A 26,416-nucleotide genomic window follows, 5' to 3' on the forward strand; every position below is an offset into this window, starting at 1 on the left:
ATGTCGATCGACGTCAACAACGAGTCCGGAACCGAGGTCGACGAGCAGGCGATCCTCGACATCGCCCGCTACGCGCTCACCCGGATGCGGATCCACCCGCTCTCCGAGCTCTCCGTCATCGTCATCGACGAGGACGCCATGGAGCAGCTCCACATCCAGTGGATGGATCTGCCCGGTCCGACCGACGTCATGTCCTTCCCGATGGACGAGCTCCGTCCGCCGACCAAGGACGACGAGGAGCCCCCGCAGGGGCTCCTCGGCGACATCGTGCTCTGCCCCGAGGTCGCCAAGAGGCAGGGCGAGGAAGCCCCGACGCAGCACTCCATGGACGAGGAGCTCCAGCTCCTGACCGTCCACGGAGTGCTGCACCTGCTCGGCTACGACCACGAGGAGCCGGACGAGAAGGCCGAGATGTTCGGCCTCCAGGCGGCCATCGTCGACGGCTGGCGCGGTGAGCGCGGCATCACCGGTCCGTCCCCGGCTCCGACCGTCTCGTGAACGCCCCCCAGCTGATCACCGGGGCGGTGCTGCTGGTGGTGGTGGCCTGGTTCGCGGCCTGCGCCGAGTCCGGCATCGCCCGCATCTCCAGCTTCCGGGCCGAGCAGGCCGTGCGGGAGGGCCGGCGCGGGAGCGAGAAGCTGGCCCAGGTCGCCGGCGACCCCACCCGCTACCTCAACGTGGCCCTGCTCGTCCGGGTCACGTGCGAGATGGCGGCCGGGGTGCTCGTCACCTACGTCTGCCTCGACGAGTTCGGCGAGAACTGGACCGCGCTGCTCGTGGCCATCGCCGTCATGGTGCTCGTCTCCTTCGTCGCCGTGGGCGTCTCCCCGCGCACGATCGGCCGCCAGCACCCGCTGAACACGGCGACCGCGGCCGCGTACGTCCTCGTACCGCTGGCCCGGATCATGGGGCCGATCCCGCAGCTGCTGATCCTCATCGGAAACGCGCTCACGCCCGGGAAGGGCTTCCGCAAGGGGCCCTTCGCCTCCGAGGCCGAGCTGCGCGCGATGGTGGACCTCGCGGAGAAGGAATCGCTGATCGAAGACGACGAGCGCCGCATGGTGCACCAGGTCTTCGAGCTCGGCGACACGCTGGTGCGCGAGGTGATGGTGCCGCGCACCGACCTCGTCTGCATCGAGCGGTACAAGACGGTCCGTCAGGCGACCACGCTCGCGCTGCGGTCCGGCTTCTCCCGCATCCCGGTGACCGGGGAGAACGAGGACGACATAGTCGGGATCGTCTACCTGAAGGACCTCGTCCGCAAGACGCACATCAGCCGGGAGGCCGAGGCCGACCTGGTCTCGACCGCGATGCGGGCGGCCGTCTTCGTACCGGACACCAAGAACGCGGGCGATCTGCTGCGCGAGATGCAGCAGGTGCGCAACCACGTGGCCGTCGTCATCGACGAGTACGGCGGCACGGCCGGCATCGTCACCATCGAGGACATCCTCGAAGAGATCGTCGGAGAGATCACCGACGAGTACGACCGGGAGCTCCCGCCGGTCGAGGACCTCGGCGAGGACCGCTACCGGGTCACCGCGCGGCTGGACATCACCGACCTCGGTGAGCTGTTCAAGGTCGAGGCCTTCGACGACGAGGACGTGGAGACGGTCGGCGGACTGCTGGCGAAGGCGCTGGGGCGGGTGCCGATCGCGGGTGCCTCCTCGGTGGTGGAACTGCCCGACGGGCGTCCGTTGCGGCTGACCGCCGAATCCCCGGCGGGTCGACGGAACAAGATCGTGACGGTCCTGGTGGAACCGGTGGCCGCGGCGGAGGCCGCGGGGGAGGAGGGGGAATGACCCCGGAGCAACTGCGCGCGTTCTGCCTGGGCTTCAACGCGGCGGTGGAGGAGTTCCCCTTCACCCCGGAGACCTCGGTGTTCAAGGTGCTGGGCAAGGTGTTCGCGCTGTCGGCGCTGGACGCGGACCCGCTCAAGGTCAACCTCAAGTGCGACCCGGAGCTGGCGGTGCGGCTGCGCGAGGAGCACGAGGCGATCGTGCCGGGCTACCACATGAACAAGCGGCACTGGAACACGGTGACCGTGGGCGGACCGGGCGGCCTGCCCGAGCGGCTGGTGCGGGAGCTGGTGGAGGACTCGTACGACCTGGTGGTCGCGGGTCTGCCGAAGGCGGAGCGGCTGCGGCTGGACCGGCCGTAGCGGTGCCCCCGCCCCGGAGGCGGGGTGGTCGTGCGGGGGCGCGGGGCGGCTCCCTATGCTTTCGCCCATGACCGACAGCACCGGGATCGACCCCGAGGACAGCAAGATCATCACGCTGGCGCGCAGCGCCCGGGCCCGCAACGGGGTGCCCGAGGGGGCGGCGGTGCGGGACGAGACGGGCCGCACGTACGTCGCCGGGACGGTGGAGCTCGACTCCCTGAAGCTGAGCGCGCTGCAGACCGCGGTCGCGATGGCGGTGGCGAGCGGTGCGCGGTCCTTGGAGGCCGCGGCCGTCGTCAGCACGGCCGACGCCCCGGCCGAGGCCGATCGCGCGGCCGTCCGTGACCTCGGTGGTCCGGACACCCCGGTCCTGCTGGCGGCCCCGGACGGCAGCCTGAAGTCCAGCACCCCGGCCGGCCCCTAGGTCCTGTCGTCAAAGTGGCGTCGCGGGCCCGACGGGACTTTGACGACAGGGCCTAGCCTCCCGGCGGGGTGGCCGACGAACCCTCCGCGCCAGGGCGCTCCCGGCCGCGCCGGCGGCGCCACACGCCCGTTCAGCTCCGGCCGGGGCCACCATTCAGCCTCCGCCACGCCAGCCTCGCCGGCGTTTGAGTAGGGGGAGGGTCCGGGCGGAGCCCGGTGCCCGGCGGAGCCGGGTTTCCCGGGGCGCCGCCCCAGACCCCGCGCCTCAAACGCCGGCGGGGCTGAAATCGGCTCGGGCGAGTTACTGGGCCGGGAGCGGGCGGGCCGTCGGGGGCTTGCGGCGGAGGGTCATCGCCATCAGGGCGGCCATCGCGCACAGCGCGCCCGAGGCGTACCAGACGGTGTCGTACGAGCCGGTGAGGTCGCGGGTCAGGCCGCCCAGGAAGGCCACCGCCGCCGCGCCGATCTGGTGCGAGGCCAGGACCCAGCCGAAGACGATCGCCCCGTCGTCCCCGTAGTGCTCGCGGCACAGGGCGATCGTGGGCGGGACGGTCGCGACCCAGTCCAGGCCGTAGAAGACGATGAAGAAGAGCAGCGGCGGCTGCACCGACGGTGCCAGCAGCATCGGCAGGAAGAGCAGCGAGATCCCGCGCAGGGCGTAGTAGACGGCCAGCAGGCGCCGCGAGTCGAAGCGGTCCGTGAACCACCCCGAGGCCACCGTGCCGATCACGTCGAACACGCCGATCACCGCCAGCAGCCCCGCCGCAGCCGTCACCGGCATGCCGTGGTCGTGGGCGGCGGGCACGAAGTGGGTTTTGACCAGGCCGTTGGTCGAGGCCCCGCAGATCGCGAAGGTGCCCGCCAGTAGCCAGAACGGGCCGGTGCGGGCCGCGTCGAAGAGCACCCGCAGCGCGCGCCGGGCAGCGCCCGGGACCGGGGCCGGCTTCTGCGCGTACGTGCCGCCGTACGGCGCGAGTCCCACGTCCGCCGGGTGGTCGCGCATCAGCAGCCACACGAAGGGGACGACGGCCAGGGCGGCCAGGGAGACCGTCACCGTCGCCGGGCGCCAGCCGTGGTGCTCGACCAGCCAGGCCAGCAGAGGCAGGAAGACCAGCTGGCCGGAGGCCCCGGCCGCGGTCAGGATGCCCGTGACCAGCCCGCGCCGGGCGGTGAACCAGCGGTTCGTCACCGTCGCCGCGAAGGCCAGGGCCATGGAGCCGCTGCCCAGCCCCACGAGGACGCCCCAGAACAGCACGAGCTGCCAGGCCGCGGTCATCCACACCGTGGCCAGCGAGCCCGAGGCGATGACGAGCAGGGCCAGGGCCACGACCCGGCGGATGCCGAAACGGTCCATCAGGGCCGCGGCGAAGGGGGCGGTGAGCCCGTACAGCGCGAGGTTGACGGAGACGGCGAGGCCGATGGTCCCGCGCGACCAGTCGAACGAGTGGTAAGAATCTGGGGCACTACTGAGGAGGGCAGCCGGATGGAACTCACCTGGTCGAAGGTCAAGGCGGGCGAGTACATGGCCACCAACAAGAGCGGGCAGACCGCAGCCACGGCGCGCAAGGACGGGCGCGTCTGGCACGTCGAGGTGGCCAACGACAACAGCGTCCGACAGGTGGGCACGTACAAGCTGGCTCGTACGGTCGTGGCCCGAGTGCTGGAAGACCAGCGCTGGGAGCAGATCCGGGCGGAGAACCTGACCGAGGGGGACACCCTCCGTTTCGTTGACGGAGAGGGCACCGTGACCGGCGTCGAGCGAGTCGGCAACAGCCTGTCTCAGCTCCGGGTCTCGTACGCGATGAACGACGGTAAGCGGTACTCGGCGACGTTCTACCCCGGTAGCCGTTTCGAGCGTCTGCGCGAGCCTGAGCCCGTGATCCGGTGCATCGATGAGCAGGGCGCACAAGAGCTCGCCGAGTGGGAGGCAGACGACCCGCGCGAGAAGCAGAACGGCTCGCTCCTGGCGCACAGCCCCGACCCTGCCCACTACGTGCCGCGCCGCCGGACGTGCCGCAAGGGCTACGACAACGCCTTCCGTGGGCCTCGCCGCGCCGTCGATGGCGGGCGCCTGTAGTGCACGTCACGGAGGGGTCGGTTACGGCTGGCCCCTCCTCTCCCCCATCATCGAACACAGATCAAGCAGGAGAGAGACCCGGTGAACGTCACCATCTACGTACGACTCAGCCTCGATCAACGCGGCGACGAGTTGGGTGTTCAGCGACAGGCGGACGAGTGCCGAGCGTTCGCGGAGTCGCGAGGGTGGACGGTGCGGGAGGTCATCGCAGACAACGACATCAGCGCCACCTCGGGCAAGGTGCGACCGGGGTTCGAGCGGCTGTTGGCATCCAAGCCTGAAGCGATCCTCTGTTGGCACACTGACCGGCTCATCCGCAAGACCGAGGATCTTGAACGCGTCATCGACCTGAGCGTGAACGTTCACGCCATCCATGCCGGACACCTTGACCTGTCGACCCCTGCTGGTAGGGCCACGGCCCGCACGGTCACGGCATGGGCGACGTACGAGGGCGAGCAGAAGGCGCTACGACAGAAGGCGAGCAACCTTCAGGCGGCGAAGAACGGCACACCCCACAAGGCAGGCATCCGCCCCTTTGGGTACGCCGACGACTACGTGACCGTGGTCGAGGACGAGGCGGAAGCGATCCGTAAGGGCGCTGCGATGATCCTTCAGGGCGAGACTTTGGCGGCCGTCGCTCGCCACTGGACTGGCCTTGGTCTCCTCGCTCCCCGTTCGTCGTCCGGCAAGGCGAAGAGCGGGGCGGAGGGGTGGGGAGTCGGGGGAGTGAAGAAGGTGCTCATCTCCCCTCGGTACATCGCTCAGGCCACTTACCTGGGCGAAGTGGTGGGCGAGGGTCAGTGGCCCGCGATCCTGGACGAGGCGTCTCACTACGCCCTCGTATCGGCACTGACGAACCCGAAGCGGTTCACGGGCGGCGCCCGTACCGGCTCGGCCCCTCAGACCCTCCTCGCCGGTCTGGCTGCCTGCTCGAAGTGCGGGGAGACCGTACGGGGCGGCATGTACCGAGGAACCCCGGTCTACCGGTGCGGGCAGAAGCATGTGCGGGTACCGCGAGAGCTGGCCGACAAGCGAGCCGGTAACGCCGTCCTCGCTCGGCTCGCCTTCCCCGACTTCCTGCCCTCGGTCCTCGCCGCTCGACAGGAGCAGGGCGACGACTCAGCCCACCTTCACCAGGAAGCGCAGACCCTGCGGGAACGGCTCGATGGATTGGCCGTGGCCTACGCCTCGGGCGCCATCACCCTGTCGCAGATGACGGCCGGTACCGAGGCGATCCGGGCCCGACTGGACGGCATCGACGAGAAGCTGTCTGGCATCCCTGGACTGCCGCCGATCGATCCTGTGAGGGGGATTGCTCACCTGATTCAGGACTGGCCGAACACTCCTCTCCCAGTCCGTCGAGCCTGGGTCAAGTTCGTCACCACGATCACGATGCACCCGAACGGCTTCAGAAAGGCGGCGAAGATGACCGTGGACGACTACATGACCGTGGAGTGGAACCACGTGGCCGACGACGAGGAGTGACCGCCGGCTGAACTCTCCGCACTCATCTACTCGACCCCGCCGGAGCCCTTTCCTGGGCATCTGGCGGGGTCTGTGCGTTCATGTAGCCACACGGCACAGCGCCCGAGTCAGCCACGGGGGAAGCGATCGGCAGAGCCTCTCAACCGGCACGCCTCGGCCCTGTCGCCGTGGGCGCTACTCGGCTCGCCGGACGAGAGCGAACGACGTGCACAGGCGCCGGAATTTTGTGTGTCCCGTCCGGCCGGTGTGGCTCATGCACTCGACGTCGACTGCCGCACCGTCTGTCGAGGGTGTTGCCTGCCACTCGCACCTCAGGCACTCGGCCTCGAACGTGACGTCAGTGTCCGGATGCTGCACGATCCGGTGCGTCACGTATCGCATGACGGAGCGCACCATCACTCGACCCCGTGCTCTTCCTGCAAATGAGTACGGAGCACCACGTTCGCATCGGACACCTTCGAGTAGTCCCCGGCCGATCGGGCGTTGGTTCGAGTCAAGGCAATACCGAGACACTGGCCGCAGCCCGCTACGGGTTTTGGCTCTGGACGTGGAAGCGTCACATGCACAGGCCCCGTCATCGTTGTCTTCGCTCTACTCATCTCCGTACGGCCTCCCCGGCTGCGTATCTACCGAAGGATGATCCATCGGAATGCGCATCGGTTCGCACTTCATGCACGTTGTGGACTGAAGTCATGAACGGCATGCGGCCGACCATCCGGCGAGCCTTGCTCGAAGCTCCTCCCCGAACAACGCGCATTCCTCGTACCCTGCGAATTCCTTCACGTAACCCTGGATGTCTCGGCCATCGCGTAGTACGAGACTTCCCGCCGATGTTTCGATGGTGACCAATGAGGCGTCGTAGATCGTGAAGGTATTCAGTGGGGTTCTGGGGGTTGCCGCCCCTACCGGAATCACCCCGATGTGCACGTTCGGAAGGTAGGAAAGGGAAGACAAGCGGTCCATCTGTTCGGCCAACGCCAACGGAGAAATCACCGGCCAGCGAACCGCCTGCTCGGTCAGAATGAACGCGAATCGTTTCGATGTGTCGTAGAGAACGGCTTGTCTCTCCAGCTTCCCCGCTACTGCTTTGCTCGTATCTGCCGGAGAGTGAGCGAGGCTCGCCCGTACGTACTCCGGAGTGGCCAGTAGGCCGGTAATCATCGAGAGTAGGAAATATCGCATGTGCGTCGACGATGATTCGAGCGCCTTCAATTCCGTTTGCCGGGTCCCGAGCCCCTTACGGCGAAGCTCCCGAAGGTTCCGCCATTCAGTGTTGGCCAGCCTGGCGAGCGCGGACACCTCGGCGACGAGTTCAGGCGGAGCCTCAAGGGCTCTCAGGATCTGCTCGACGTCGACCAGAGATGGCCGCGTCCGGCCGTTCTCAATCCTGCTCACCTTGGATTGAGACATGTTGCAGCGCGCTGCGAGCCGATCCCCGGAGAGACCGGCCCGCTTGCGTAGATGTCGAAGCAGCGAAGCAAGTTCGGGACCAGACTCGCCAAGCTGCTCAGCCTCGAACGTCACCCTTTCACGTACTCCAAGAATGGAACCGATTCGGCGACGGCGATTCGCTGATACTCGACGAAGTCTGCCGGCTCGCCCTCATGTAGTTCACGGCTGATCTGCGTTCCATCGTTCTCGTAGTGCATGAGAACAACTTTCGAGCGATCGAACATCCAGAAGTCCCGAACGTCCGGCAAGGGATTATCTCGCTCGGTTACGTCGAGGATTCGGATGTCTTCCCCGGCGAGTGTGTGCGGGGTGTAGTACCGGGAGAACTCGAATTGCAAGTACTCGGAGAGTGGCCGAGTTACGAGGTGCACTCGCCCCTTGCGCTTCCCCCCACCGCGAAGCCTCTTAAGATCTTCCGTATACGGCGAGGAGTAAGTGGCTGGGTCGATTCGTTTACCCGCGCGGAACGCTTCGAGCTCTGCTGATTCCTGCGGTACGAGGTATTGGGGCAGGGTCTCCAGTCGCCAGGCTTCCGACTGGAATGACCGAAGCGTTGCCCGCCACTCGTCACCATCCAAGAGCACGAATCGCCTCCCGAAGAACGCTCTCGGGAATCTCCACAATCCCCTCTCCGGACGGCGGAGTGAAGGCGTCGGACACGTCGCCCTGAATGACGAACGAGCCGGATGCGGTGCGGTAGACGTTCGGGCAGTCGTCCTCGCCGCATTCGCCGTTGCCATTGCCGGTGAGCCGAGTCAGTTCTTCGCGTGCCATGCGGAACCCCCTTGACTGTCGGCCCTGTTGGGCCGTTCAGCACGACCGTACGGGGGTCACACTGGGCCGTCCATGCACGTTCGTGGGTATGCACGTTGTTGCATGAACTGCCCCGGCGTGGCACGGAGGGCGCCTACGGAACCAGGGGCCGCCCCTCCTGCGCAGCCTTGATGTGCTCCGGCCTGAGCGCGTCCTCACCGTGCCGAGCAGTGAAGGCGCGCACTCGGCCGAGGGGTGAGTCTGGCGGGGGCGGCTCCTCGCTCACCGTGCCGCCGAGGATCATCGCGCCGAACGCTGCGCCTACGTCTTGCCGGTTGCCCATGTCCATGAACGAACAGTAGGCAGAGGAGCTGACAGTCGAGCGATCGGCATCGCGCCTGGCTGTCCTCGTGGGACGGCCCTCCCGTTGGCTCCTCGTACGTGAGGGTCGATGGAGCCGCTGCCACCGCATGACCGGCGTCACGGCGCGCCCCTTGCAATGAACCGTGATCGTTCAAAGTCAGCCCGGTCGCAGTCTCGGCGGATCGCTTCCGAAACGGCCCGCTCGCTCCCACCAGTAAGTGAGGGCAGATCGCTCCGGCTCGACGGCATGACCGACGTCACAGGCGAGACCTCGCAACACTGGACCCTCGGATTCGATCCTTGCCAGTAGAAGGCCAACGCGCCCCGCCTGTTTTGGGACCTGCTCCGCGATGACAGGCCCCACTGATCCACAATGACGCGCCTTGCTCCTGCGCGTCTCCCTGGGTCGAGCTCCGGCCGCTCCACCGGATTCTCCCCACAGGCTTCGCCCTCGTCGTCCGACTGCCACGGGATGACGGGGGCGAAGCCGTCTCTCACAGGCTCCACTCGGGTGGTGCCGAGTGGAGGGCGTGCGCTCTTCCTGCGCGACTCCTTCAGGCAAGAACCCCTCGGGCCGCTCCTCAGGCTCGGGGGGTTCTTCGCTTGGACCAGACACCTGATGACACCGACACCACCACCGCCCCCCAGGGGGCAGGAAGGGGGATACCCCGTGATCGCACACAACGGCCGTCCGCTCGTCTCGTCCCGTGAAGCGGCGAAGATCCTGGGCGTAGCACCCGGCACGTTCCGCAACATGAAGAGTGACGGCAAGCTCGACCGGCTCACCGCCGTCCCGCTCGGAGGGGCCCGCTACTACTACGAGTGCGAGGTTCTGACCCTGGCCGAGGAGCGCGCCGGATGAGCAATCGCGACGACGGAGTCTGCGCCGACAAGCTGACGGCGCCTGGACTACGACGACGCCCTGACTCCTCATCTCGCCATCGACCAACAGTTCATTTCCGACCACCGGGACGAGTGGTCGGAAGCCTGGGATCACCGGTGCAGCCCGGCCCACTGACCACCTGCGAGACGGCGTGGAACGCCTGCTCTCGCACCCTCTACCGCCTCCCCGGTCCCGATGGCCGAGGGGGTTTCTTCATGCCCCGATACGGGCGCCTGAGCCGTTCGCCGGCTCGCTACACAGAAGGAGACACAGCAAGTGGCTACCACCAAGAAGACCGGATCCAAGACCTTCGCCGACGCCATCGCCGAGGCGGACCTGAAGGGAGCAGAGAAGGCGGCTCAGGCTCGCACCGAGCTGGCCGAGCTGCGAGACAACGTGGCCCGCTGGCGGGATGAGCACGCCGAGGCTGCACAGCGCGTCCAGTGGATTCGCGGCAACTTCCATCGCGGTAAGGAGGTGGTCGACTCTGCCTCCTTCGCCGAGGCTCTGGCCAACGAGGAGCGGCTGAAGCTGCTGTCCGGTCACGGCCAGGATCTGGACGCCTGGAGCGGCGAGGACCGGCGCGTCCGGATCGCTGAGAAGAGCCTTCCCCCGGCCGAGAAGAAGCTGGCTGCAGCCATCGCCTCAGCCCTTGGGGGCGCCCTGCCGGGCGCCGAGATCCTGTCCACCTTCGGCAAGCTTGAGGGCAGTCCGGCCGAGTCTGACCTTCCCGTGGCCATCGTTTCGCAGAGCAAGGCGACGTACGACGGCACCCGCGGTGAGGCGCTGGACGGAAAGCGTCCGTTCATGTCCGGCCTGATGATCTCCGGCGAGGTTGAGGTGACCCTGTACCGGAAGCCCGAGCACCGCGAGTTGTTTCCACCGAAGATCGCCAAGCACCTCGCGAAGGAGGGTGTCACCCTCGCGCACACCGACTCCCTGGTGAACGCGGAGACCGTCACACGCTCCGAGGGGGAGTACGAGGTGGACACGCTCCGACTCACCGTCGAGCGCATGGGCAACCCGAGCGCGAGCCCCGAGTTGAAGTCCCGGTACGCGGAATGGATCGCTTCTCGTCAGACCAGCCTGACGGCACCCACACCACAGAGCGCTCGAAGCATCTACGCCGGTAACTGATCGGTCCCTGAGTGTCGCCCCTGGAACAGCCCGTTTCCAGGGGCGGTGCTGAGTGGCTGACCAGCCGCCCGCCCTGAAAGAGAACACCACAGGCCGTACGTCCTTGGCGCGCTGTCCGCCGCCCTCTACGTCGAGATGGCAACCGCCCTGCCGGTCGTCGGCGTACCGCTTACCTCAGACCTGCTCGTCCGTGCCGTGGCTGTTCTCGCTCCGGCGCTGGGAGAGGTCGATACCGGGGCTCAGCCCACCGTGGAGGTTCCGGCCGTCGAGGAGCCCAAGCCCGAGCCCCTGGTGATGACCGCCGAGGAGTTCGTGGAGCGCAACGCCCGCTCCCTGGCCGAGGTGGACGCCCAGCAGGAGTCCGGCCCTCTGCCCGGTGTAGGGCCCGTCAGTGCCCGTTCTGGTGGACCGGCGGCACCGACCCTGAACGCTGGCGGGCTGAACCCAACGAGCCCCCGAGCACCGAGAAGGAGTGCATCACCCTGTCCAAGCGCACGTACATCGAGGCGTCCAAGCTCACCCACGAAGAGCTGTGTTCCCTACCTGTCGGCACCATCGTTCAGCTCTCGCTCGGTCTCGGTCAGCGGCTCCTGATGAGGCACACGGCAGACGGTCGATACTGCCCCGTGAAGGGTTCCGGCCTGAGCGTCGGGGCGCTCACCGAGGTCGCCGAGAACCTGGCTCCATGGTCACGGAAACCGCACGCCGGCCAGCACGAAGCGTGACCGGGGTTGACGGCCGGGCATGTGGTAATTCCTTCCCGTTCTTCGAGGAGCGGGCACCGTAGCTCCCGCCGTTCAGCGGCGGTAGAGCTGGCCACTCCGCGAGAGGCCGCCATCCCGAGGGGCTGGCAGGGGAAGCCGAGGGCGCCCCGAGCGCGGACGGCACGCGCGATCTCCCACCATTACGCCGAGGCGTAGCTACGCGCTGCCCTCGGCCTCCCGAAGGAGGTCGCAACCCCTTGGATGCCAGCATCCCCACGACCCTCAGCCTGGCCGCGCTGGCGGACGCGTACGAGCGCGCCCGTGAGCGGTTCGAGTACTACGCCGAACTCGCCGAGAAAGGGGACCCCGTATCGGTCCTGTCGGCCCGCTACCTCCTGCTCGGGTGGTGTGAAGTCTGGGATTTGCTCAACGAAGTTGGCCTGTATGTCGGCGACGTTGACGTCGTCGAACTCCCCCCTCTGCCCGAGGACGGTGGCGAGTAAGTGGCGATCAACTTCGGCAGTAACCGACCCTGGGGCGCAGTCAGTCAGACCGAGTACCGGCGCATGGCTCGCGATTCGCGACACGATCGCGTGTACCGCCTTCACTTCGCTGCCATCGGGTGGGCGAACCAGATCGGTCACAGCGACTTCAAGGGGGAGCGGCTGGCCGAGATCCTGGTAGACGCGAACGGCGTGATCCCGGACTCTCAGAACGTCTCGAAGGCCATCCGCAAGGCAAAGTCCATGGGGCTGATCGGCCACGACTCCAAGGCCGCCTGCCTGGTGCTCCCCTCGTCCATCTTTCAGAAGGCGAGCGTAGGCGGCCGGACGTGCTCGGCTCACAACGTGAGCGGGCGCGCGGCTGCGTAGAAAGGTGTCCTGTGGGGACACCCTGCGTGGCCTGCCGGGACACCCAATACCCACTCTGAACTGGGGTTTCGTTGGCGCCCTCTTACTCTATTTTCAAGGGAACGCCCAACCCCTTCACTTGCTGGCTGGGCCGCCTCGCGGCGGCCGTCAAGCCGTATACGCAGCGGCAAGGTGATCAGTAGCTCTGCCCCGGTGGGCCCCTCCGGGTCCTCTGTCTCATGCTCGCTTGCTCTCTGGGCGCCTTCGGCGCCACAAGCCGAAGACGTCATACCCGCTTGCTCTCTGGGCCGCGTACGCGGCCACTCCCCGAAGCCCCTCGCGGCAAGCCACTTGCTCGCTGTCGCTCGTCCGCTGAGGACTGCCCGCCGCTGGCGCTCCCTCGCAGTACCCGAGCCACCACCACAAGGAGGACAACCACCCAATGAACGACTACTCCCCGATCATCACCGCCGATGGGCGCAAGCTGTGCGGCATCGAGTCGTGCGGCCGTCCGCACCGTGTGCGCGGCCTCTGCCTGGCCCACGGTCAGCGTGTCCGCGTGCACGGCGACCCACAGGCCGACAAGCCGTTGCGCTCCCACTCCTCGCGCCCCTGGAAGGGTGCGGAAGTCTCGTACATCGGAGCCCACAACCGCGTGACTCGCAAGCACGGCAAGGCCGTCGAGTGGAAGTGCTCTTGCGGCTGCGATCGGCAGGCCGCTGACTGGGCGTACCTCGGCACGGACCCGTCGGCGAAGGTCGACGAATCCCGCCGCCTGTACTCCGCTGACCCTGAGCAGTACGCGCCGTTGGCGAAGTCATGCCATCGCAAGTTTGATGCCTGGCAGGCGCAGCGCCGTACCGGCCTCCTCTTGGGTGCCGCCATCATCGAGGCGGTAGCCGCGTGAGTCGACCGGATCAGGCGGAGCTCGACCGCCGATGGAACGAAGGGCTCTGCGCCCGGTGCCTGGAGCCGTTCGAGCCCCGGTCTGTCGAGCACGTCCACTGTTCCCGGCTCTGTCGACAGCGTGGCAAGCGGGAGGCCCAGCGGCCCGAGGCTGACCATGTGGCGCCGGTGCCTCTCTGGAGGGACGCCGAGCGGACTACCGATGATGCTCGGAGGCGGGCGCAGCGTGCGGAAGGGGTCGTCGTCCCCTGAGAGACCCCCGCGGTTTTCGGGGGCGGTGGGTCGGCGCCCGGCTTCAGTCCGAGGCGCGGCACCCGAGCCTCTGGAAGTCGGCCGGCTCGCGGGAGCCGAGGGCAAAGTCCTCAAAACTCGGTACGAGTTGACCCACACTGACAGCACACTGGAGACATGGACGAGCTGTACGTGGTCAGGCATGAGCCGACCTGGCGCGAGGAGCCGGAGCCGGACGACGAGTACGACAACGACACGGACCACAAGACCGTGTACGCCCTCTTTGGCCTGGCCATCTACAAGGCCAACTGTCTCGAACACTCCCTCGTAAACACTCTCGCGCTCACCAAAATCGTCACGGCGAGGGAGCAGGGGGAGCAGCTCATCCGCGACCCCTGGACTCAAGGCTTCAAGGACATGATGGGCAAGCTCATCAAGCGCGTCGAGCCGCACACCAGTGCCTACCCGGAGGTCGTTGACGACCTCACCAGGAGCCTGAAGCGGCGCAACGACCTGGTTCACAACTTCTGGCGCGAGCGCATCCCGGAGATCATCAGCGATGCTGGCCGGACCAGGCTGTGCGCAGACCTGAAGGACGACTGTCGGCTGCTCACGCGGACAGACGAACGCTTCAGCGCGAGGGTCTTGGACCCCATCATGGAGAGTATGGGGATCACGGCCGATGCCGTTGAAGCCCAGTACGCGAAGGAGCGCCGCGAGGCAATGGCGCGCTACGAGACGGAGGCGTTCACGGCCGGGGAAGACTCGGCCTGACCTGTGTGTTCGCTTTGCCCTCCGGTGCCACTGGCTTCGAGCCACCCGCCCCGGACACTCCGCCCGGGCGCATCCTGGCCTACGCCACCGAGCACGGGTACGAGCCCCTGACCGACGAGCACTTCGACCTGGCCAAGCTGGGCCTGCCCTGACGTCACCTACGTCCGTTTAGCGCCCTTTGCCCATACACTGCCTGGTCATGATGGTCCTGGCGCCCTGGTACGAGTCCGGCTCCTTTTGGCAGTTCCTCATCACGACGCTCGTCGGCGTGGCAGTAGGAGTCTTGGGCGCGCTGGCGACCATGCGAGCCTCGTATCCGAAGCGACGCCTCACCTACAAGACGCGCACCAATGCGCCACTGTTCGACGCATCCGACAATCAAGCGGCGGGCCTTGCCGTGACCCACGACGGCACCCGAGTAATCCGCCCGCGAATCGTCGAGCTGGAGTTGCGCAACACTGGGCGCCGCGACATCACTGAGACCCAGTTCCACGCCAGGGAAGCGCTCAAGTTTGATCTCGGCGCCGATGTAAAGGCTGTGCTTGGGGTGGCATCACTCCCGACTGGGACTGTCACCCCCGGCGTAGGTATCGACCCGTCATCACCTCAAGCGATTCTCGTCCCCCCAACCCTCATGGTCAGCAAGCAGACGATCCGGGCTACAGTCCTCGTGGATGGCCCGAACGCCGAGGTGAGCTGTAGTCGGGCGCCGCTGATCGAGGTCGCCGTCCGCGAGGCGGGCCCAGACCTGGTACCGCGCGTCATCGCGGTGACGGTCCCGAACGTCTTGCTGGCATTGCTCATCATCTCGATCGCTTACGTGGTCTCGGCTTGCCTGCTTGCTTGGTGGACCTGAGCGTCGCCCTGCCAGCAGGTCGACCCTGAAACCGTGGCGCAATCTTGGCCGGTAAGACGTGGCGGTCAGGAAGATGCGGCTCCGGGGGTTACCCCCCCACCCCTCACGGCTCGACCTGGCCAACGTCGATCGCACACAGCAGGACAGGAGCAGCGGCGACGGCCGCGAGAGTCGAGTAGGCGCGCACGGCACAGTCCCCAGCCGCTCACCCAACGGTCAGCACAACGACTCGCAGCGGCTCGGCGAGAGCGGCAACGACGGCCGTAGCCAAGCGAGACAGGCCAGAGCCCCGGCCCATCTCTCCTCCCGAGAGTTAATGCCGGGGCCCTCTCTCCATGGTGAAGCACGTCACATCAGGCAGGGCCGGGCTTGACAGGGGCCCTCGCTCCCGTGAGAGAAAGAGGCGCAAGTTTGTTCCCCCAAGCCTCACCAGTCGAACTCGGCGTGCAGCGGCTCGATGAGCAGTCCGGGCAGGGAGGCGAAGCCGGCCGCGCCGATGATCGTCACGAAGGCGACGGCGGCGACGAACCAGGCACGGTGGACGCGGGCGGGCCGCCGCGGGGAGCGGCGGTCCACGGGGGCGGAGGCGGAGGCTGTCTGGGGCACGACGACAGCTTCCGGCCATCTGGGGACCGCAGGAAAGTGGCTTGACTGTCATGCTTCGCTACGATCGGGCCATGGAGTCGGAGAAGAAGGCACACCGGGTCGTCGTCCTCGCCCTCACCGGGCTGCTGCCCTTCGAGCTCGGTATCCCGCACCGGATCTTCGGGCGCGCCAAGGGCCCGACCGGGCAGCCGCTGTACGAGATCCTCACCTGTGGACTCGCCCCGGGGCCGGTGCGCACGGACGCCGACTTCGCGATCCATGTCGAGCACGGCCCGGAACTCCTGGCCGCCGCCGATACGGTGGTGGTGCCGGCCTCGTACGAGCTGGGCCCGGTGCACGAGGAGGGTCGGCTGACCGACGAGCTCGAGGCGGCCCTCGCGCACATCCGGCCCGGTACCCGGCTCGTCTCCATCTGCACGGGCGGATACGTGCTGGCCGCGGCCGGGTTCCTCGACGGGCGTCCCGCCACCACCCACTGGGCCTCCGCCGAGCACTTCCAGCGGCTCTTCCCGGCCGTGCGGGTCGACCCGGACGTGCTCTACACCGACGACGGGGACGTGCTGACCTCGGCCGGAGTCGCCGCCGGAGTCGACCTGTGCCTGCACATCGTGCGCCGCGACCACGGCACGGCCGTCGCCAACGATGTGGCCCGGCGGACCGTCGTACCGCCCCACCGGGAGGGCGGGCAGGCGCAGTTCATCGCGCGCCCGATGCCGGAGCCGCAGCTCGCCACCACCACGGCGGCCCGCGCATGGGTGCTGGACCGGCTGCACGAACCGCTCCGACTGACCGACCTGGCCCGGCAGGAGTCCATGTCGGTACGGACCTTCACGCGCCGGTTCCGCGAGGAGTCCGGCGTCAGCCCGGGCCAGTGGATCGTCGGCCGGCGGGTGGAGCGGGCCCGGCAGCTGTTGGAGCAGACGGAGCTGCCGATGGAGCGGGTGGCGCGGGACAGCGGCTTCGGTACGGCCCAGTCGCTGCGCAAGCACGTGCAGGCGGCGCTGGGGGTGAGCCCGACGGCTTACCGGCGCACCTTCCGCGCGGCCGGCGGGACGGGCACCCTGCCATCTCCTGATGGGCCATCAGTTGCTGCCGGACCCGCGCATTGACTTCTCCCGCCCCCCGCTCGTGAATGGCCCCCTGCGCCGGGCTCGGGCGCGCGGGAACGTAAGGGGCGAGCAGTGCGAACTGGGGCGCGGAAGCGGAGATGGCCGGCGGCCGTGGGCCTGGCCGTGCTGGCGGCCACGACCGGGAGCGCCCTGAGCGCACCCGCCGCGGCCGAGGGGGAGGCGCCCCCGGGCCAGGTGGACTTCCCGACCCACTGCCCGGCACCCCAGGAGGCCGGGCTCCCGCCCGCGGACGGGCCGACCACCGCGCGGATCACCGTCGACAACCCGGCCCCGCAGGTCGGCGACACCGTCACCGTGACCTACCAGGTGGTCCGGACCCCCGCCGTCAACCCGGTCGGCGGCGAACTCCCCGCCGACGTGCTGACGCCGACCGGCCGGATCCTGCTGGCGGGCGCCCAGAGCGGCGAGGTCACCGTGGTCGGGGCCAAGCGCAACGAGCCCGTCCCGGCGGGCGCGGCCCTCCCCGCCGTCACGATGACCGGCACGTTCACCGTCACCGCGCCCGGCGAGACCACGCTCGCCCCGGGCGGCTACACCCTGCACACCAGCCACTTGCTGGGCCTCGACACCATCTGCACCGCTGATGCCGCGTCCCCCGTCCCCGTCTCCGGCCGCCTGACCGCGACCGGGCTGCCCACGGCCAACCTGCGCAGCGTCTTCCTCGGCGCGGCCCAGGGCAGGCCGGGCGCCAAGGTCAAGGTCACCGCCGCCGGCTTCCCGCCGGGCGCGGCCCTCACGGTGGCCGGTCGGGCCGGCGCCGCCGAGACCGCCGACCGGGTGAGCGCCACCGCCGACGAGCTGGGCGCGGCCCTGGTCGAGCTGCCGGTCACGGACAAGGCCACCACCGCAGTGATCGCCTACGAGGGCGGGGCCTGGTCGGCGCGCCAGGGCTCGGGGCCGGCCGCGTACACGGTCATCGACGCGGCTCCGCCGCCGCCCTCCGCCACGCAGCAGGTCACGGCCACCGTCGAGCCGGGCGTCCTGGGCATGACCCAGACCGGCGAGGACATCACCCTGGGCGCCGTTCCGTACGGCGACGGCGGCGCCGCACCCGGCCGGATCGGGACGGTGACCGTCACCGACGCCCGCGGCGGCCCGGCCGGCTGGACCCTGATCGGCAAGGTCACCGACTTCACCGGACCCGGCGGGATCCGCATCCCGGGCGCCTCCCTGTCCTGGACCCCGAGGTGCGCGGCGGCCGAGGGGAGCCGCAGCGTCTGTACGCCGGGCAGCGCGGGCGCGGTCGGGGCCGACGGGGCGGTGCTCGCCTCCACCCCCGACGCACCGCTGGTCGGCGGCACCTTCACCATCGATGCCACGGTCACCCTCACGGTGCCGCCGTACACCCCGCCGGGTGCGTACACGGCGGTCCTCACCCTGACCTTGTCGTGACCGGGCGCCTGCGGCTGCCGCTGCGCGGGGCTCTCCCCGCCCCGCCCTTTCTCCGTTTCCCGGGGCTCCGCCCCGGACCCCGTGCCCCAATGGCAGGCGGGGCCGTTCTCGCCGCCGTCCTGCTCGCCCTCGTCCCCGCCGCGCCGGCCGAGTCCGCGGACGGCGGGCAGTGGTCCGTGCTGCCCGTCGCGAACACCGTCGGGCAACGGCCCTACTTCTACCTCGCCGCCGCGCCCGGCCAGTCCGTCGCCGACGCCGTCACCCTCACCAACCGCACCGACCGGCCCCGCACCTTCCGGCTGTACGCCGCCGACGCCTACAACACCGCCCGCGACGGCGGCTTCGCCCTGCGCGGCCCCGACGAGCCGCGGCTGGCCACCGCCGCGTGGACGGAGCTCGACCGGGAGCGGGTCACCGTAGCGGCCCGCTCTTCGGTCTCCGTCCGCTTCACCCTCGCCGTCCCCGACCGGGCGGAGCCGGGGGACCACCCCGGCGCCGTCGTGGCCCTGGAGGAACGGCCGGGGGCCGCGGCCGACGCCGGCCGGGGGATCGGCGTGCAGCAGGCCGTCGCCGCCCGGCTGTACCTGCGGGTGACCGGCCCCACCGCCCCCGCCCTCGCCGTCCGGGGCGTCACCGTGAAGCGTCGCGGCTCCGGCGCGGACGTCGCGTACACGCTCCACAACATCGGCAATGTCACCCTCCGCCCCCGGGCCGCCCTCACCGCCACCGGAGCCCTCGGCCGCCCGCTCCTCGCCCGCGAGCTCGGCGGGCTGCCCGCCGAACTGCTGCCGGGTCAGGAAGTACGGCTCGGCGCCCGTTGGGAGGGCGCGCCCAGAGCGGAATGGGCCGAGGTCACGGTGCGCGCCCGGGCCGACGGAACCACAGCTCAGGGCCGTGCGGACCTGGTCCGGCGGCCCTCGCCGATGGTCGTGCCGGCCCTTGTCGCCGTGATCTGGTCGGCGCTGGGAGCCGCATCGGGGAGAATGGCCCGTATGAGCGATCGTTCCCCCGAGTCCACCGCCCCGCACCGTGCGGGGTTCGCCTGCTTCGTCGGCCGCCCCAACGCGGGGAAGTCGACCCTCACCAACGCACTCGTGGGCACCAAGGTCGCGATCACCTCCAACCGGCCGCAGACCACCCGCCACACCGTTCGCGGCATCGTGCACCGCCCCGACGCCCAGCTCGTCCTCGTGGACACGCCCGGCCTGCACAAGCCGCGCACCCTGCTCGGCGAGCGCCTCAACGACGTCGTACGGACCACCTGGGCCGAGGTCGACGTCATCGGCTTCTGCCTGCCGGCCGACCAGAAGCTCGGCCCCGGCGACAAGTTCATCGCCAAGGAGCTGGCGGGGATCAAGAAGACCCCCAAGATCGCCATCATCACCAAGACCGACCTGGTCGAGTCCAAGCAGCTGGCCGAGCAGCTCCTCGCCGTGCACCAGCTCGGTGCCGAGCTCGGCTTCGAGTGGGCCGAGATCGTTCCCGTCTCGGCCGTCGGGGACACCCAGGTCCAGCTGCTGGCCGATCTGATCGCGCCGCTGCTGCCGGAGAGCCCGCCGCTGTACCCGGAGGGCGACCTCACCGACGAGCCCGAGATGGTCATGGTCGCGGAGCTGATCCGCGAGGCCGCGCTGGAGGGCGTACGGGACGAGCTCCCGCACTCCATCGCCGTGGTCGTCGAGGAGATGATCCCGCGCGAGAACCGTCCGGCGGACCGCCCGCTGCTCGACATCCACGCCAACGTCTACATCGAGCGGCCGAGCCAGAAGGGCATCATCATCGGCCCGAAGGGCTCCCGGCTGAAGGAGGTCGGGATGAAGTCGCGCAAGCACATCGAGGCGCTGCTCGGCACCCCGGTCTTCCTCGACCTGCACGTGAAGGTCGCCAAGGACTGGCAGCGGGACCCCAAGCAGCTGCGGAAGCTCGGTTTCTGAGCCGCGAACCGCCCGCCGCGACGACATGACGGCATGACGACGAACGGACGCCGCCCCCTCGGGGCCGCGTCCGTTCGTCATTCCGTCCGTGCGTCGGGGCTACGCGGGCCGGGCTACGCGGGCCGGCGCACCCGGACCACGTTGTCCGTACGGGTCCCGGGCGTTCCGTCGGGCTGGTTCTGGATCCGCTCGGTCTCCTCGGCCCGCAGCACCTCCCAGCCCGCCGTGACCGGCTCCAGTTGCGCGAGGACCTCTTCGGGGGTGGGGAAGTGCGCCTCTTCCCGCTCCTCCTGCCACGGCGCCCAGCCCGCGTGGCCGACCACCAGCAGCGTGCCGCCGGGGGCCACGGCCGCGGCGGCCGTGCGCAGGACCGCGTCACGGGGGAAGTCCCCGTAGTTGTGCAGGAAGCACGCGGAGACGAGGTCGAACTCCCCCTGCGGGAAGGACTCCGTCAGATCGTGCCGCGCGAAGGAGACGCGGTCGGCGACCCCGGCCTCCGCCGCGTGCTCGGTCGCCCGGCCGAGGGCGACCGAGGAGATGTCGGTCCCGGTGACCGTCCATCCGCGGCGGGCCAGCCACACGGCGTCGGCGCCCTCTCCGCACCCCAGGTCCAGGGCCCGGCCCGGGGCGAGGGCGGACACCTCGTGCACCAGCATGGCGTTGGCCTCGCCGCTCCAGATGCGGTGGCTCTCCCCGTACCGGCCGTCCCAGAACTCCTCGCCCGCCAGCGCCCCGGGCTCGGGGTGGTGATGGGTGTGCGTGTGGGTGTGCGCGTGCTCGGTCATGGCTTCCTCTTCCAGTACGGGTGCCGGTACGGCCGATGCTCCGCCCGCCCGACGAGGTGCGGCAAACTTTGTTGCCGACCTGGCAAAGAGGGATCCGAACTCGTCCGCCCCGCCCCGCCCCGCCGGCCGCGGCCGGCGGGGGCGCATCACACCTCGGGCTCGGCGATCAGGGCCGTGGCCACCCGGCGGAAGCCGATGCGGGCGTAGACGCGGGCCACGTCCTCGTCGCCCGCCGAGAGGAAGACCGTACGGGCCCCGCGCTCCCGGGCCCGTGCGACCAGGGCGGCCGTGACCCCGAGGGCCAGGCCCTGGCGGCGGGCCGACGGGAGGGTGCCGACGCCCACCACCTCGACGACGTCCCCGACCGGGTTGTACTGGCCCGCGCAGAGCACCACGCCGTCCCGTACGGCAGCGGCCAGGACCGTGCTGCCCGCCGCCAGCTTCCCGGCCACCCGGGCCCGGCCCGCCTCGGCCGCCGGGTCCGTCAGCGCCGCCGCCAGTTCCGCGGGGCCCGCCTCGCCGACCGCCGTTCCCGGGGCCGCGAAGGCCAGGGCCGGGACCGTCACGGCGGCGGTGAGCAGCGGGTCGTCGGCGCCGAGGAGGCGGACTTCCGGGTGCGGGGGAAGGGCCTCGGCCGAGGGGTCCAGGACCATCAGCGGGTGGGCGTGGACGTGGAGCCCCGCCGCCTCCACCGCGGCCCGTAGCGAGGGGCTGGTTTCGGCCACCCACTCGAAGGCCTCGGGAACCTTCAGCTCCCGCTGGCGCTCCCAGACCCGCTCCACGTCGGCCCGGGTCGCCGCGGGGCCGCCGAGCGCGGGCCGCGCGTAGTACGGCCAGCCCGCGCCCTCCTGGACGAACAGGGTCAGCGGGCCGAAGTCCTCGGCGCGGGCCCCGCCCACCCGCGGCACCGTGTCGTAGTACCGCTCCAGCTCGGACAGCGTTGAATCGATCATGTGGTCGGTCATCCGGCCATCCAAACAAAGCGGCGCCGCGCGGGCACCTGCTTTCCGGACCCGCTCAGGCACCCTCCTTCAGCACGCGCGAGATCAGCGCCCGCTGGGCGTCCGACAGGTTCGGCTCCGCGCAGGCCACCGTCCGCCCGTCCACGGTGATCCGGTAGGAGAAGCCGTCCCGCACCCGGTCCGCCGGGTCGCCCGGCGGCCCGGGCCGCAGCGCGAGCTGGGCCAGGGCCTTCCACTCGTCCTCGTCCGGCCGGGCCGAGGTGTCCACCTCGGCCCGGCGCTCGATGCCCGCGAAGCCGCCCGTCCGTACCACCTGAATGCGCATGGGTGCCCTCTACCCCGCGAGCGGGACACCCACCGCGGACCACGCCTTCTGGAGCGCCTGGTGCTCGGCGCCGCCGGCCCCGTACCGGGTCACGGCCGCCGCGGTCGAGAGCCGGGCGAAGTCCGCGAAGTTCGCCCGGGAGGTGAGGTCGCCGCCGGTCAGGGTGTCGTACCAGATCCGTCCGGCCCGCTCCCAGGCCTTGCCGCCCAGCTCGGTCGCCACGATGTAGAAGGCGTGGTTGGGGATGCCGGAGTTGATGTGGACGCCGCCGTTGTCGCTGTGGGTGTTCACGTAGTCGTCCATCGTGGCGGGCTGCGGGTCCTTGCCGAGCTCGTCGTCGTCGTACGCGGTGCCCGGGGCCTTCATCGAGCGCAGCGCGACCCCGGTGACGTTGGGGCCGAGCAGCCCGGCCCCGATCAGCCAGTCGGCCTCCTCGGCCGTCTGCTCCAGCGAGTACTGCTTGATCAGCGAGCCGAAGACGTCCGACATCGACTCGTTCAGGGCGCCCGACTGGCCGCGGTAGGTCAGGTTCGCCGTGTACTGGGTGACCCCGTGGGTCAGCTCGTGGCCGATGACGTCCACCGACACGGTGAAGTCGAGGAAGAGGTCCCCGTCCCCGTCGCCGAAGACCATCTGCTGGCCGTCCCAGAAGGCGTTGTTGTACTCCTCGCCGTAGTGGACGGTGGCGTCCAGGGGGAGCCCGGAGTCGTCGATCGAGCGCCGGCCGAAGCCCTTCAGGAACAGTTCGTACGTCGCCCCGAGCCCCGCGTAGGCGCGGTTGACGGTGGCGTCCTTGCTGAGCGGGTCGCCCTCCCCGCGGACCTTCGCCCCGGGCAGCCGGGTGCGGTGCTGGGCGTCGTAGACGGTCCGGTCCGGATCGTCGGAGGTCGGCGCGGCGAGTGCGGGGACGATCCCGCGGACGGCGGTGACCCGGCGCCGGGTGCGCAGCAGGGAGTCGCGCTCCAGGGTGCGCTGGGCGAGGTCGGCGCGGCGGGAGTCCTCGGACAGGGCGGCCTTGTCGAGGAGGTGCGGCGGTACGACCGTGCAGAAGACGGGGTGATGGCGGTGGGTGTGGGAGGCATCCATGCCCGGCAATGTGGCAGTGGGTCATGGCGGTGTCACTACCTGCGACCATGATTCATTCACTTGTCTGAAAGCGGTGACGCCAGGTTGACGGAACGACCCGACCCGGGCGGAGCGAAAGAGGCTTGGCTCACATTTGGTGCAAATCGGACGCTCCGGTCTTGCATACTGAAACAGGTCCTCGCGTCACGGCGCGGCTCGGCTAGGCTCGGCCCATCATGCGTTTCGGGCTGCTTCTCCTTAGCTGCCGCGGCGAGGGTCTGTAGTCGTAGGCCGACCCCCTCCCCGCGGAGTTTGGTGTTGCGGTTTTCACTACCGCCGTCGGCCGTCCCAGCGAACTACACGCGGACACGCGAGGAGCCCAACGCCATGAGCCAGCAGCCTTTTGTCGGTCGCCCCACGCCCATCACCAACGCGACCCACACCCAGAAGTCCTCCGGGATGCCGATCCACAAGTACGGCTCGTACCAGCAGGTGGACATCCCCGACCGCACCTGGCCGGACGCCCGCGTCACCAAGGCTCCCCGCTGGCTCTCCACCGACCTGCGCGACGGCAACCAGTCGCTGATCGACCCGATGACCCCCGCCCGCAAGCGCGAGATGTTCGACCTGCTGGTGCGCATGGGCTACAAGGAGATCGAGGTCGGCTTCCCCTCCTCCGGCGAGACCGACTTCGCCTTCGTGCGCTCCATCATCGAAGAGGGCGCGATCCCGGACGACGTCACCATCTCCGTACTGACCCAGGCCCGCGAGGACCTGATCGAGCGGACCGTGGAGTCCCTGGTCGGCGCCAAGCGCGCCACCGTCCACCTGTACAACGCGACCGCCCCGACCTTCCGCCGGGTCGTCTTCCGCGGCTCCAAGGAGCAGATCAAGCAGATCGCCGTCGACGGCACCCGCCTGGTCATGGAGTACGCGGAGAAGCTGCTGGGTCCCGAGACCACCTTCGGCTACCAGTACAGCCCGGAGATCTTCACCGACACCGAGCTGGACTTCGCCCTGGAGGTCTGCGAGGCCGTCTGCGACGTCTGGCAGCCGGCCGAGGGCCGCGAGATCATCCTGAACCTGCCCGCCACCGTGGAGCGCTCGACGCCGTCCACGCACGCGGACCGCTTCGAGTGGATGGCCCGCAACCTGACCCGCCGCGAGCACGTCTGCATCTCCGTGCACCCGCACAACGACCGCGGCACCGCCGTCGCCGCCGCCGAGCTGGCCCTGATGGCCGGCGCCGACCGCATCGAGGGCTGCCTGTTCGGGCAGGGCGAGCGCACCGGCAACGTCGACCTGATCACCCTGGGCATGAACCTGTTCTCCCAGGGCATCGACCCGCAGATCGACTTCTCGCAGATCGACGAGATCCGTCGCACCAGCGAGTACTGCAACCAGATGGAGGTCCACCCGCGCCACCCCTACGCGGGCGACCTCGTCTACACCGCCTTCTCCGGCTCCCACCAGGACGCCATCAAGAAGGGCTTCGACGCGATGGAGACCGACGCGGCCGCCCAGGGCAAGACGGTCGACGACATCGAGTGGGCCGTTCCGTACCTGCCGATCGACCCGAAGGACGTCGGCCGCTCCTACGAGGCGGTCATCCGGGTCAACTCGCAGTCCGGCAAGGGCGGCATCGCGTACGTCCTGAAGAACGACCACAAGCTGGACCTGCCGCGCCGCATGCAGATCGAGTTCTCCCGGATCATCCAGGCCAAGACCGACGCCGAGGGCGGCGAGGTCACGCCGAAGGCGATCTGGGACGTCTTCTCCGACGAGTACCTGCCCAACCCCGAGAACCCGTGGGGCCGCATCCAGCTGCGCTCCGGTTCGACGGCCACCGACAAGGACGGCACGGACACGCTGACCGTCGAGGCGGTCGTGGACGGCGTGGAGACGGTCCTGGACGGCACCGGCAACGGTCCGATCTCGGCCTTCTTCGACGCGCTGGCCGGCATCGGCGTCGACGCCCGACTGCTGGACTACACCGAGCACACCATGAGCGAGGGCGCCTCCGCCGTGGCCGCCTCGTACATCGAGTGCGCGATCGACGGCCGTGTCCTGTGGGGCATCGGCATCGACGCCAACACCACCCGCGCCTCCCTGAAGGCGGTCATCTCCGCCGTCAACCGCGCGGGCCGCTGACCCTCGTACGCGGACCCCGCTCCCTCCCTTCCGGAAGGGGGCGGGGTTCCGTCGTTCCCGCGCCCGGCCGGGCGGTGCGCGGGGCGGCGGTGCGCGGGGCGGCGAGGCGGCGGGGCGTGCGGGCTCAGCGGGCCAGATAACCGCCGTCCACCGGCAGGATCGCGCCCGTCACGAACGAGGCCGCGTCCGAGGCCAGGAAGGCGATGACGCGGGCCACCTCCTCGGGCTCCCCGAGCCGGCCCATCGGGTGCGCCCCCTCGATCTCCGACAGGTACTCCGGCCCGCCCGGCTCGTCCTCCAGCGCGATCACCCGCTCCGTACGGATGGTTCCCGGTGCCACCGCGTTGACCCGGATCCCGCGTGCGGCCCACTCCACCGCGAGGTGCTTCGTCAGCCCCGACGCCACGAACTTCGCGGGTCCGTACGCGGCCTGGCGGGCTTGCCCGGCCACGCCCGAGATCGAGGACACGCAGACCAGGGCCCCGCCGGGGCGCGGCTGCGCGATCATCGCCTCGATGGCGTACTTGCAGGTCAAGAACATGCCGCGGCCGTCGACCGCCATGACGTGGTCCCAGTCCTCGGGACTGGTCTCGCGTACGTCGGAGAGGGGGAGGACCCCGGCGTTGGCCACGGCCACGTCCAGGCGCCCGTACGCCCCGACGGCGGCCGCGACCATCGCGCGGTTGGCCTCCGGATCGGAGACGTCACCGGCGACGGCGGTGATCGCGTACCCCTCGTCGGCCAGTTCCGTACGCAGGGCCTCGACCCCGGGGCCATTGATGTCGGCCGCGGTCACCCGGGCCCCGGAGCGGGCCAACAGCCGGGCGGTGGCCCGGCCGATCCCGCTCGCGGCGCCGGTGACCAGACAGGACTTCTCGTTCATGCGGCGAACCCTAGAGGGGGCGGGGCGGGGGCGGGGGGACGTCGGGGACGCAGACCGGCCAAGTCCGGGACGCGGGACATGTTGTCTTGTCACACGACTGACGCATCCTCATCGATGTGGCTAACATCAC

Annotated in this window: 27 protein-coding genes and 3 pseudogenes; 19 read left to right on the forward strand and 11 right to left on the reverse strand. The window is 69.7% G+C overall.

Features of this window, described 5'->3' with window-relative positions; genetic code table 11:
* From ybeY to OG386_RS28640, 4 genes are all read left to right on the forward strand, one after another.
* Positions 1–498 carry an rRNA maturation RNase YbeY gene (ybeY, locus tag OG386_RS28625; protein WP_266596591.1) on the forward strand — a complete coding sequence of 166 codons (498 nt, stop codon included), beginning with the start codon at positions 1–3 and terminating at the stop codon, positions 496–498.
* Positions 495–1,799, forward strand: coding sequence for a hemolysin family protein (locus OG386_RS28630; RefSeq protein ID WP_266596593.1), 1,305 nt, complete (start codon positions 495–497; stop codon positions 1,797–1,799). The genes ybeY and OG386_RS28630 overlap by 4 nt, the downstream gene beginning before the upstream one ends.
* On the forward strand, positions 1,796–2,158 hold the full coding sequence (locus OG386_RS28635; protein WP_266596595.1) for an MmcQ/YjbR family DNA-binding protein: 363 nt from the start codon (positions 1,796–1,798) through the stop codon (positions 2,156–2,158). Before OG386_RS28630 ends, OG386_RS28635 begins: the two co-directional genes overlap by 4 nt.
* Positions 2,159–2,225: 67 nt before the next feature.
* The gene (locus tag OG386_RS28640) at positions 2,226–2,582 is read left to right on the forward strand and encodes a cytidine deaminase (protein WP_327385456.1); all 357 of its coding nucleotides are present in this window, start codon (positions 2,226–2,228) and stop codon (positions 2,580–2,582) included.
* Between the two features lie 300 nt (positions 2,583–2,882).
* On the opposite strand, the pseudogene OG386_RS28645 reads toward OG386_RS28640, so the two are convergent.
* A pseudogene (locus OG386_RS28645) lies at positions 2,883–4,031 on the reverse strand (MFS transporter); the annotation flags it as partial.
* Between the two features lie 33 nt (positions 4,032–4,064).
* Here OG386_RS28645 and OG386_RS28650 point away from each other — a divergent pair.
* Both OG386_RS28650 and OG386_RS28655 read left to right on the forward strand, forming a co-directional pair.
* Positions 4,065–4,658: a hypothetical protein gene (locus OG386_RS28650; RefSeq protein WP_328793586.1), complete on the forward strand. Its 594-nt coding sequence runs from the start codon at positions 4,065–4,067 to the stop codon at positions 4,656–4,658.
* Between the two features lie 81 nt (positions 4,659–4,739).
* Entirely contained in the window at positions 4,740–6,143 is a 1,404-nt protein-coding gene (locus OG386_RS28655; RefSeq protein WP_328790488.1) for a recombinase family protein, read from the forward strand.
* A 174-nt stretch (positions 6,144–6,317) separates the two neighbouring features.
* Here OG386_RS28655 and OG386_RS46990 read toward each other — a convergent pair whose 3' ends face one another.
* The 4 genes from OG386_RS46990 to OG386_RS28670 all read right to left on the reverse strand — a co-directional run bounded on the left by OG386_RS46990 (position 6,318) and on the right by OG386_RS28670 (position 8,369).
* Complete coding sequence (locus OG386_RS46990) at positions 6,318–6,539, reverse strand: DUF7848 domain-containing protein (RefSeq protein WP_443053216.1); 222 nt, start codon at positions 6,537–6,539, stop codon at positions 6,318–6,320.
* 294 nt (positions 6,540–6,833) lie between these two features.
* A complete protein-coding gene (locus tag OG386_RS28660) occupies positions 6,834–7,667 on the reverse strand; it encodes a helix-turn-helix domain-containing protein (protein ID WP_328790489.1) in 834 nt (277 codons plus the stop codon).
* Entirely contained in the window at positions 7,664–8,179 is a 516-nt protein-coding gene (locus OG386_RS28665; RefSeq protein WP_328790490.1) for a DUF6879 family protein, read from the reverse strand. The genes OG386_RS28660 and OG386_RS28665 overlap by 4 nt, the downstream gene beginning before the upstream one ends.
* Complete coding sequence (locus OG386_RS28670) at positions 8,163–8,369, reverse strand: hypothetical protein (protein WP_328790491.1); 207 nt, start codon at positions 8,367–8,369, stop codon at positions 8,163–8,165. The genes OG386_RS28665 and OG386_RS28670 overlap by 17 nt, the downstream gene beginning before the upstream one ends.
* A gap of 1,012 nt (positions 8,370–9,381) precedes the next feature.
* On the opposite strand from OG386_RS28670, the gene OG386_RS28675 reads away from it, so the two are divergent.
* The 8 genes from OG386_RS28675 to OG386_RS28710 all read left to right on the forward strand — a co-directional run bounded on the left by OG386_RS28675 (position 9,382) and on the right by OG386_RS28710 (position 15,053).
* The gene (locus OG386_RS28675; protein ID WP_328790492.1) at positions 9,382–9,573 is read left to right on the forward strand and encodes a hypothetical protein; all 192 of its coding nucleotides are present in this window, start codon (positions 9,382–9,384) and stop codon (positions 9,571–9,573) included.
* 297 nt (positions 9,574–9,870) lie between these two features.
* Positions 9,871–10,731 (forward strand): hypothetical protein, encoded by an 861-nt coding sequence (locus OG386_RS28680; protein ID WP_328790493.1) that lies wholly within the window; start codon positions 9,871–9,873, stop codon positions 10,729–10,731.
* Between the two features lie 961 nt (positions 10,732–11,692).
* Positions 11,693–11,938: a hypothetical protein gene (locus OG386_RS28685; RefSeq protein WP_328790494.1), complete on the forward strand. Its 246-nt coding sequence runs from the start codon at positions 11,693–11,695 to the stop codon at positions 11,936–11,938.
* Positions 11,939–12,307 carry a hypothetical protein gene (locus OG386_RS28690; protein ID WP_328790495.1) on the forward strand — a complete coding sequence of 123 codons (369 nt, stop codon included), beginning with the start codon at positions 11,939–11,941 and terminating at the stop codon, positions 12,305–12,307.
* Between the two features lie 421 nt (positions 12,308–12,728).
* The gene (locus OG386_RS28695) at positions 12,729–13,193 is read left to right on the forward strand and encodes a hypothetical protein (protein WP_328790496.1); all 465 of its coding nucleotides are present in this window, start codon (positions 12,729–12,731) and stop codon (positions 13,191–13,193) included.
* A gap of 407 nt (positions 13,194–13,600) precedes the next feature.
* The gene (locus OG386_RS28700) at positions 13,601–14,197 is read left to right on the forward strand and encodes a hypothetical protein (RefSeq protein WP_328790497.1); all 597 of its coding nucleotides are present in this window, start codon (positions 13,601–13,603) and stop codon (positions 14,195–14,197) included.
* Positions 14,198–14,202: 5 nt separating this feature from the next.
* Positions 14,203–14,349 carry a hypothetical protein gene (locus OG386_RS28705; RefSeq protein WP_328790498.1) on the forward strand — a complete coding sequence of 49 codons (147 nt, stop codon included), beginning with the start codon at positions 14,203–14,205 and terminating at the stop codon, positions 14,347–14,349.
* A gap of 47 nt (positions 14,350–14,396) precedes the next feature.
* Complete coding sequence (locus OG386_RS28710; RefSeq protein WP_328790499.1) at positions 14,397–15,053, forward strand: hypothetical protein; 657 nt, start codon at positions 14,397–14,399, stop codon at positions 15,051–15,053.
* 429 nt (positions 15,054–15,482) lie between these two features.
* Here the strand turns inward: OG386_RS28710 and OG386_RS28715 are convergent.
* Positions 15,483–15,659: pseudogene (locus OG386_RS28715) on the reverse strand (MFS transporter); the annotation flags it as partial.
* 71 nt (positions 15,660–15,730) lie between these two features.
* On the opposite strand from OG386_RS28715, the gene OG386_RS28720 reads away from it, so the two are divergent.
* The 4 genes and pseudogenes from OG386_RS28720 to era all read left to right on the forward strand — a co-directional run bounded on the left by OG386_RS28720 (position 15,731) and on the right by era (position 20,115).
* Positions 15,731–16,768: a GlxA family transcriptional regulator gene (locus OG386_RS28720; protein WP_328790501.1), complete on the forward strand. Its 1,038-nt coding sequence runs from the start codon at positions 15,731–15,733 to the stop codon at positions 16,766–16,768.
* Positions 16,769–16,885: 117 nt separating this feature from the next.
* A complete protein-coding gene (locus OG386_RS28725) occupies positions 16,886–18,181 on the forward strand; it encodes a beta-xylosidase (protein WP_443053321.1) in 1,296 nt (431 codons plus the stop codon).
* 89 nt (positions 18,182–18,270) lie between these two features.
* Positions 18,271–18,669 (forward strand): annotated as a pseudogene (locus OG386_RS28730) (WxL protein peptidoglycan domain-containing protein); the annotation flags it as partial.
* Positions 18,670–19,164: 495 nt separating this feature from the next.
* Positions 19,165–20,115, forward strand: a complete 951-nt coding sequence (era, locus tag OG386_RS28735) for a GTPase Era (RefSeq protein ID WP_030384631.1) — start codon at positions 19,165–19,167, stop codon at positions 20,113–20,115.
* A gap of 113 nt (positions 20,116–20,228) precedes the next feature.
* Here the strand turns inward: era and OG386_RS28740 are convergent, their stop codons facing one another.
* From OG386_RS28740 to OG386_RS28755, 4 genes are all read right to left on the reverse strand, one after another.
* Positions 20,229–20,900 carry an SAM-dependent methyltransferase gene (locus OG386_RS28740; RefSeq protein ID WP_328790503.1) on the reverse strand — a complete coding sequence of 224 codons (672 nt, stop codon included), beginning with the start codon at positions 20,898–20,900 and terminating at the stop codon, positions 20,229–20,231.
* A gap of 146 nt (positions 20,901–21,046) precedes the next feature.
* Entirely contained in the window at positions 21,047–21,865 is an 819-nt protein-coding gene (locus OG386_RS28745) for a GNAT family N-acetyltransferase (RefSeq protein WP_327385460.1), read from the reverse strand.
* 52 nt (positions 21,866–21,917) lie between these two features.
* The gene (locus OG386_RS28750) at positions 21,918–22,187 is read right to left on the reverse strand and encodes a protealysin inhibitor emfourin (RefSeq protein ID WP_328790504.1); all 270 of its coding nucleotides are present in this window, start codon (positions 22,185–22,187) and stop codon (positions 21,918–21,920) included.
* A gap of 9 nt (positions 22,188–22,196) precedes the next feature.
* On the reverse strand, positions 22,197–23,273 hold the full coding sequence (locus OG386_RS28755) for a M4 family metallopeptidase (RefSeq protein ID WP_328790505.1): 1,077 nt from the start codon (positions 23,271–23,273) through the stop codon (positions 22,197–22,199).
* A 366-nt stretch (positions 23,274–23,639) separates the two neighbouring features.
* Between OG386_RS28755 and leuA the strand changes: the two genes are divergently transcribed.
* Complete coding sequence (gene leuA, locus OG386_RS28760) at positions 23,640–25,403, forward strand: 2-isopropylmalate synthase (RefSeq protein ID WP_328790506.1); 1,764 nt, start codon at positions 23,640–23,642, stop codon at positions 25,401–25,403.
* 124 nt (positions 25,404–25,527) lie between these two features.
* On the opposite strand, the gene OG386_RS28765 is transcribed toward leuA, so the two are convergent.
* A complete protein-coding gene (locus OG386_RS28765) occupies positions 25,528–26,286 on the reverse strand; it encodes an SDR family NAD(P)-dependent oxidoreductase (protein WP_328790507.1) in 759 nt (252 codons plus the stop codon).
* Between the last annotated feature and the right edge of the window lie 130 nt (positions 26,287–26,416).

The sequence above is a fragment of the Streptomyces sp. NBC_00273 genome (assembly GCF_036178145.1).
GTDB lineage: Bacteria > Actinomycetota > Actinomycetes > Streptomycetales > Streptomycetaceae > Streptomyces.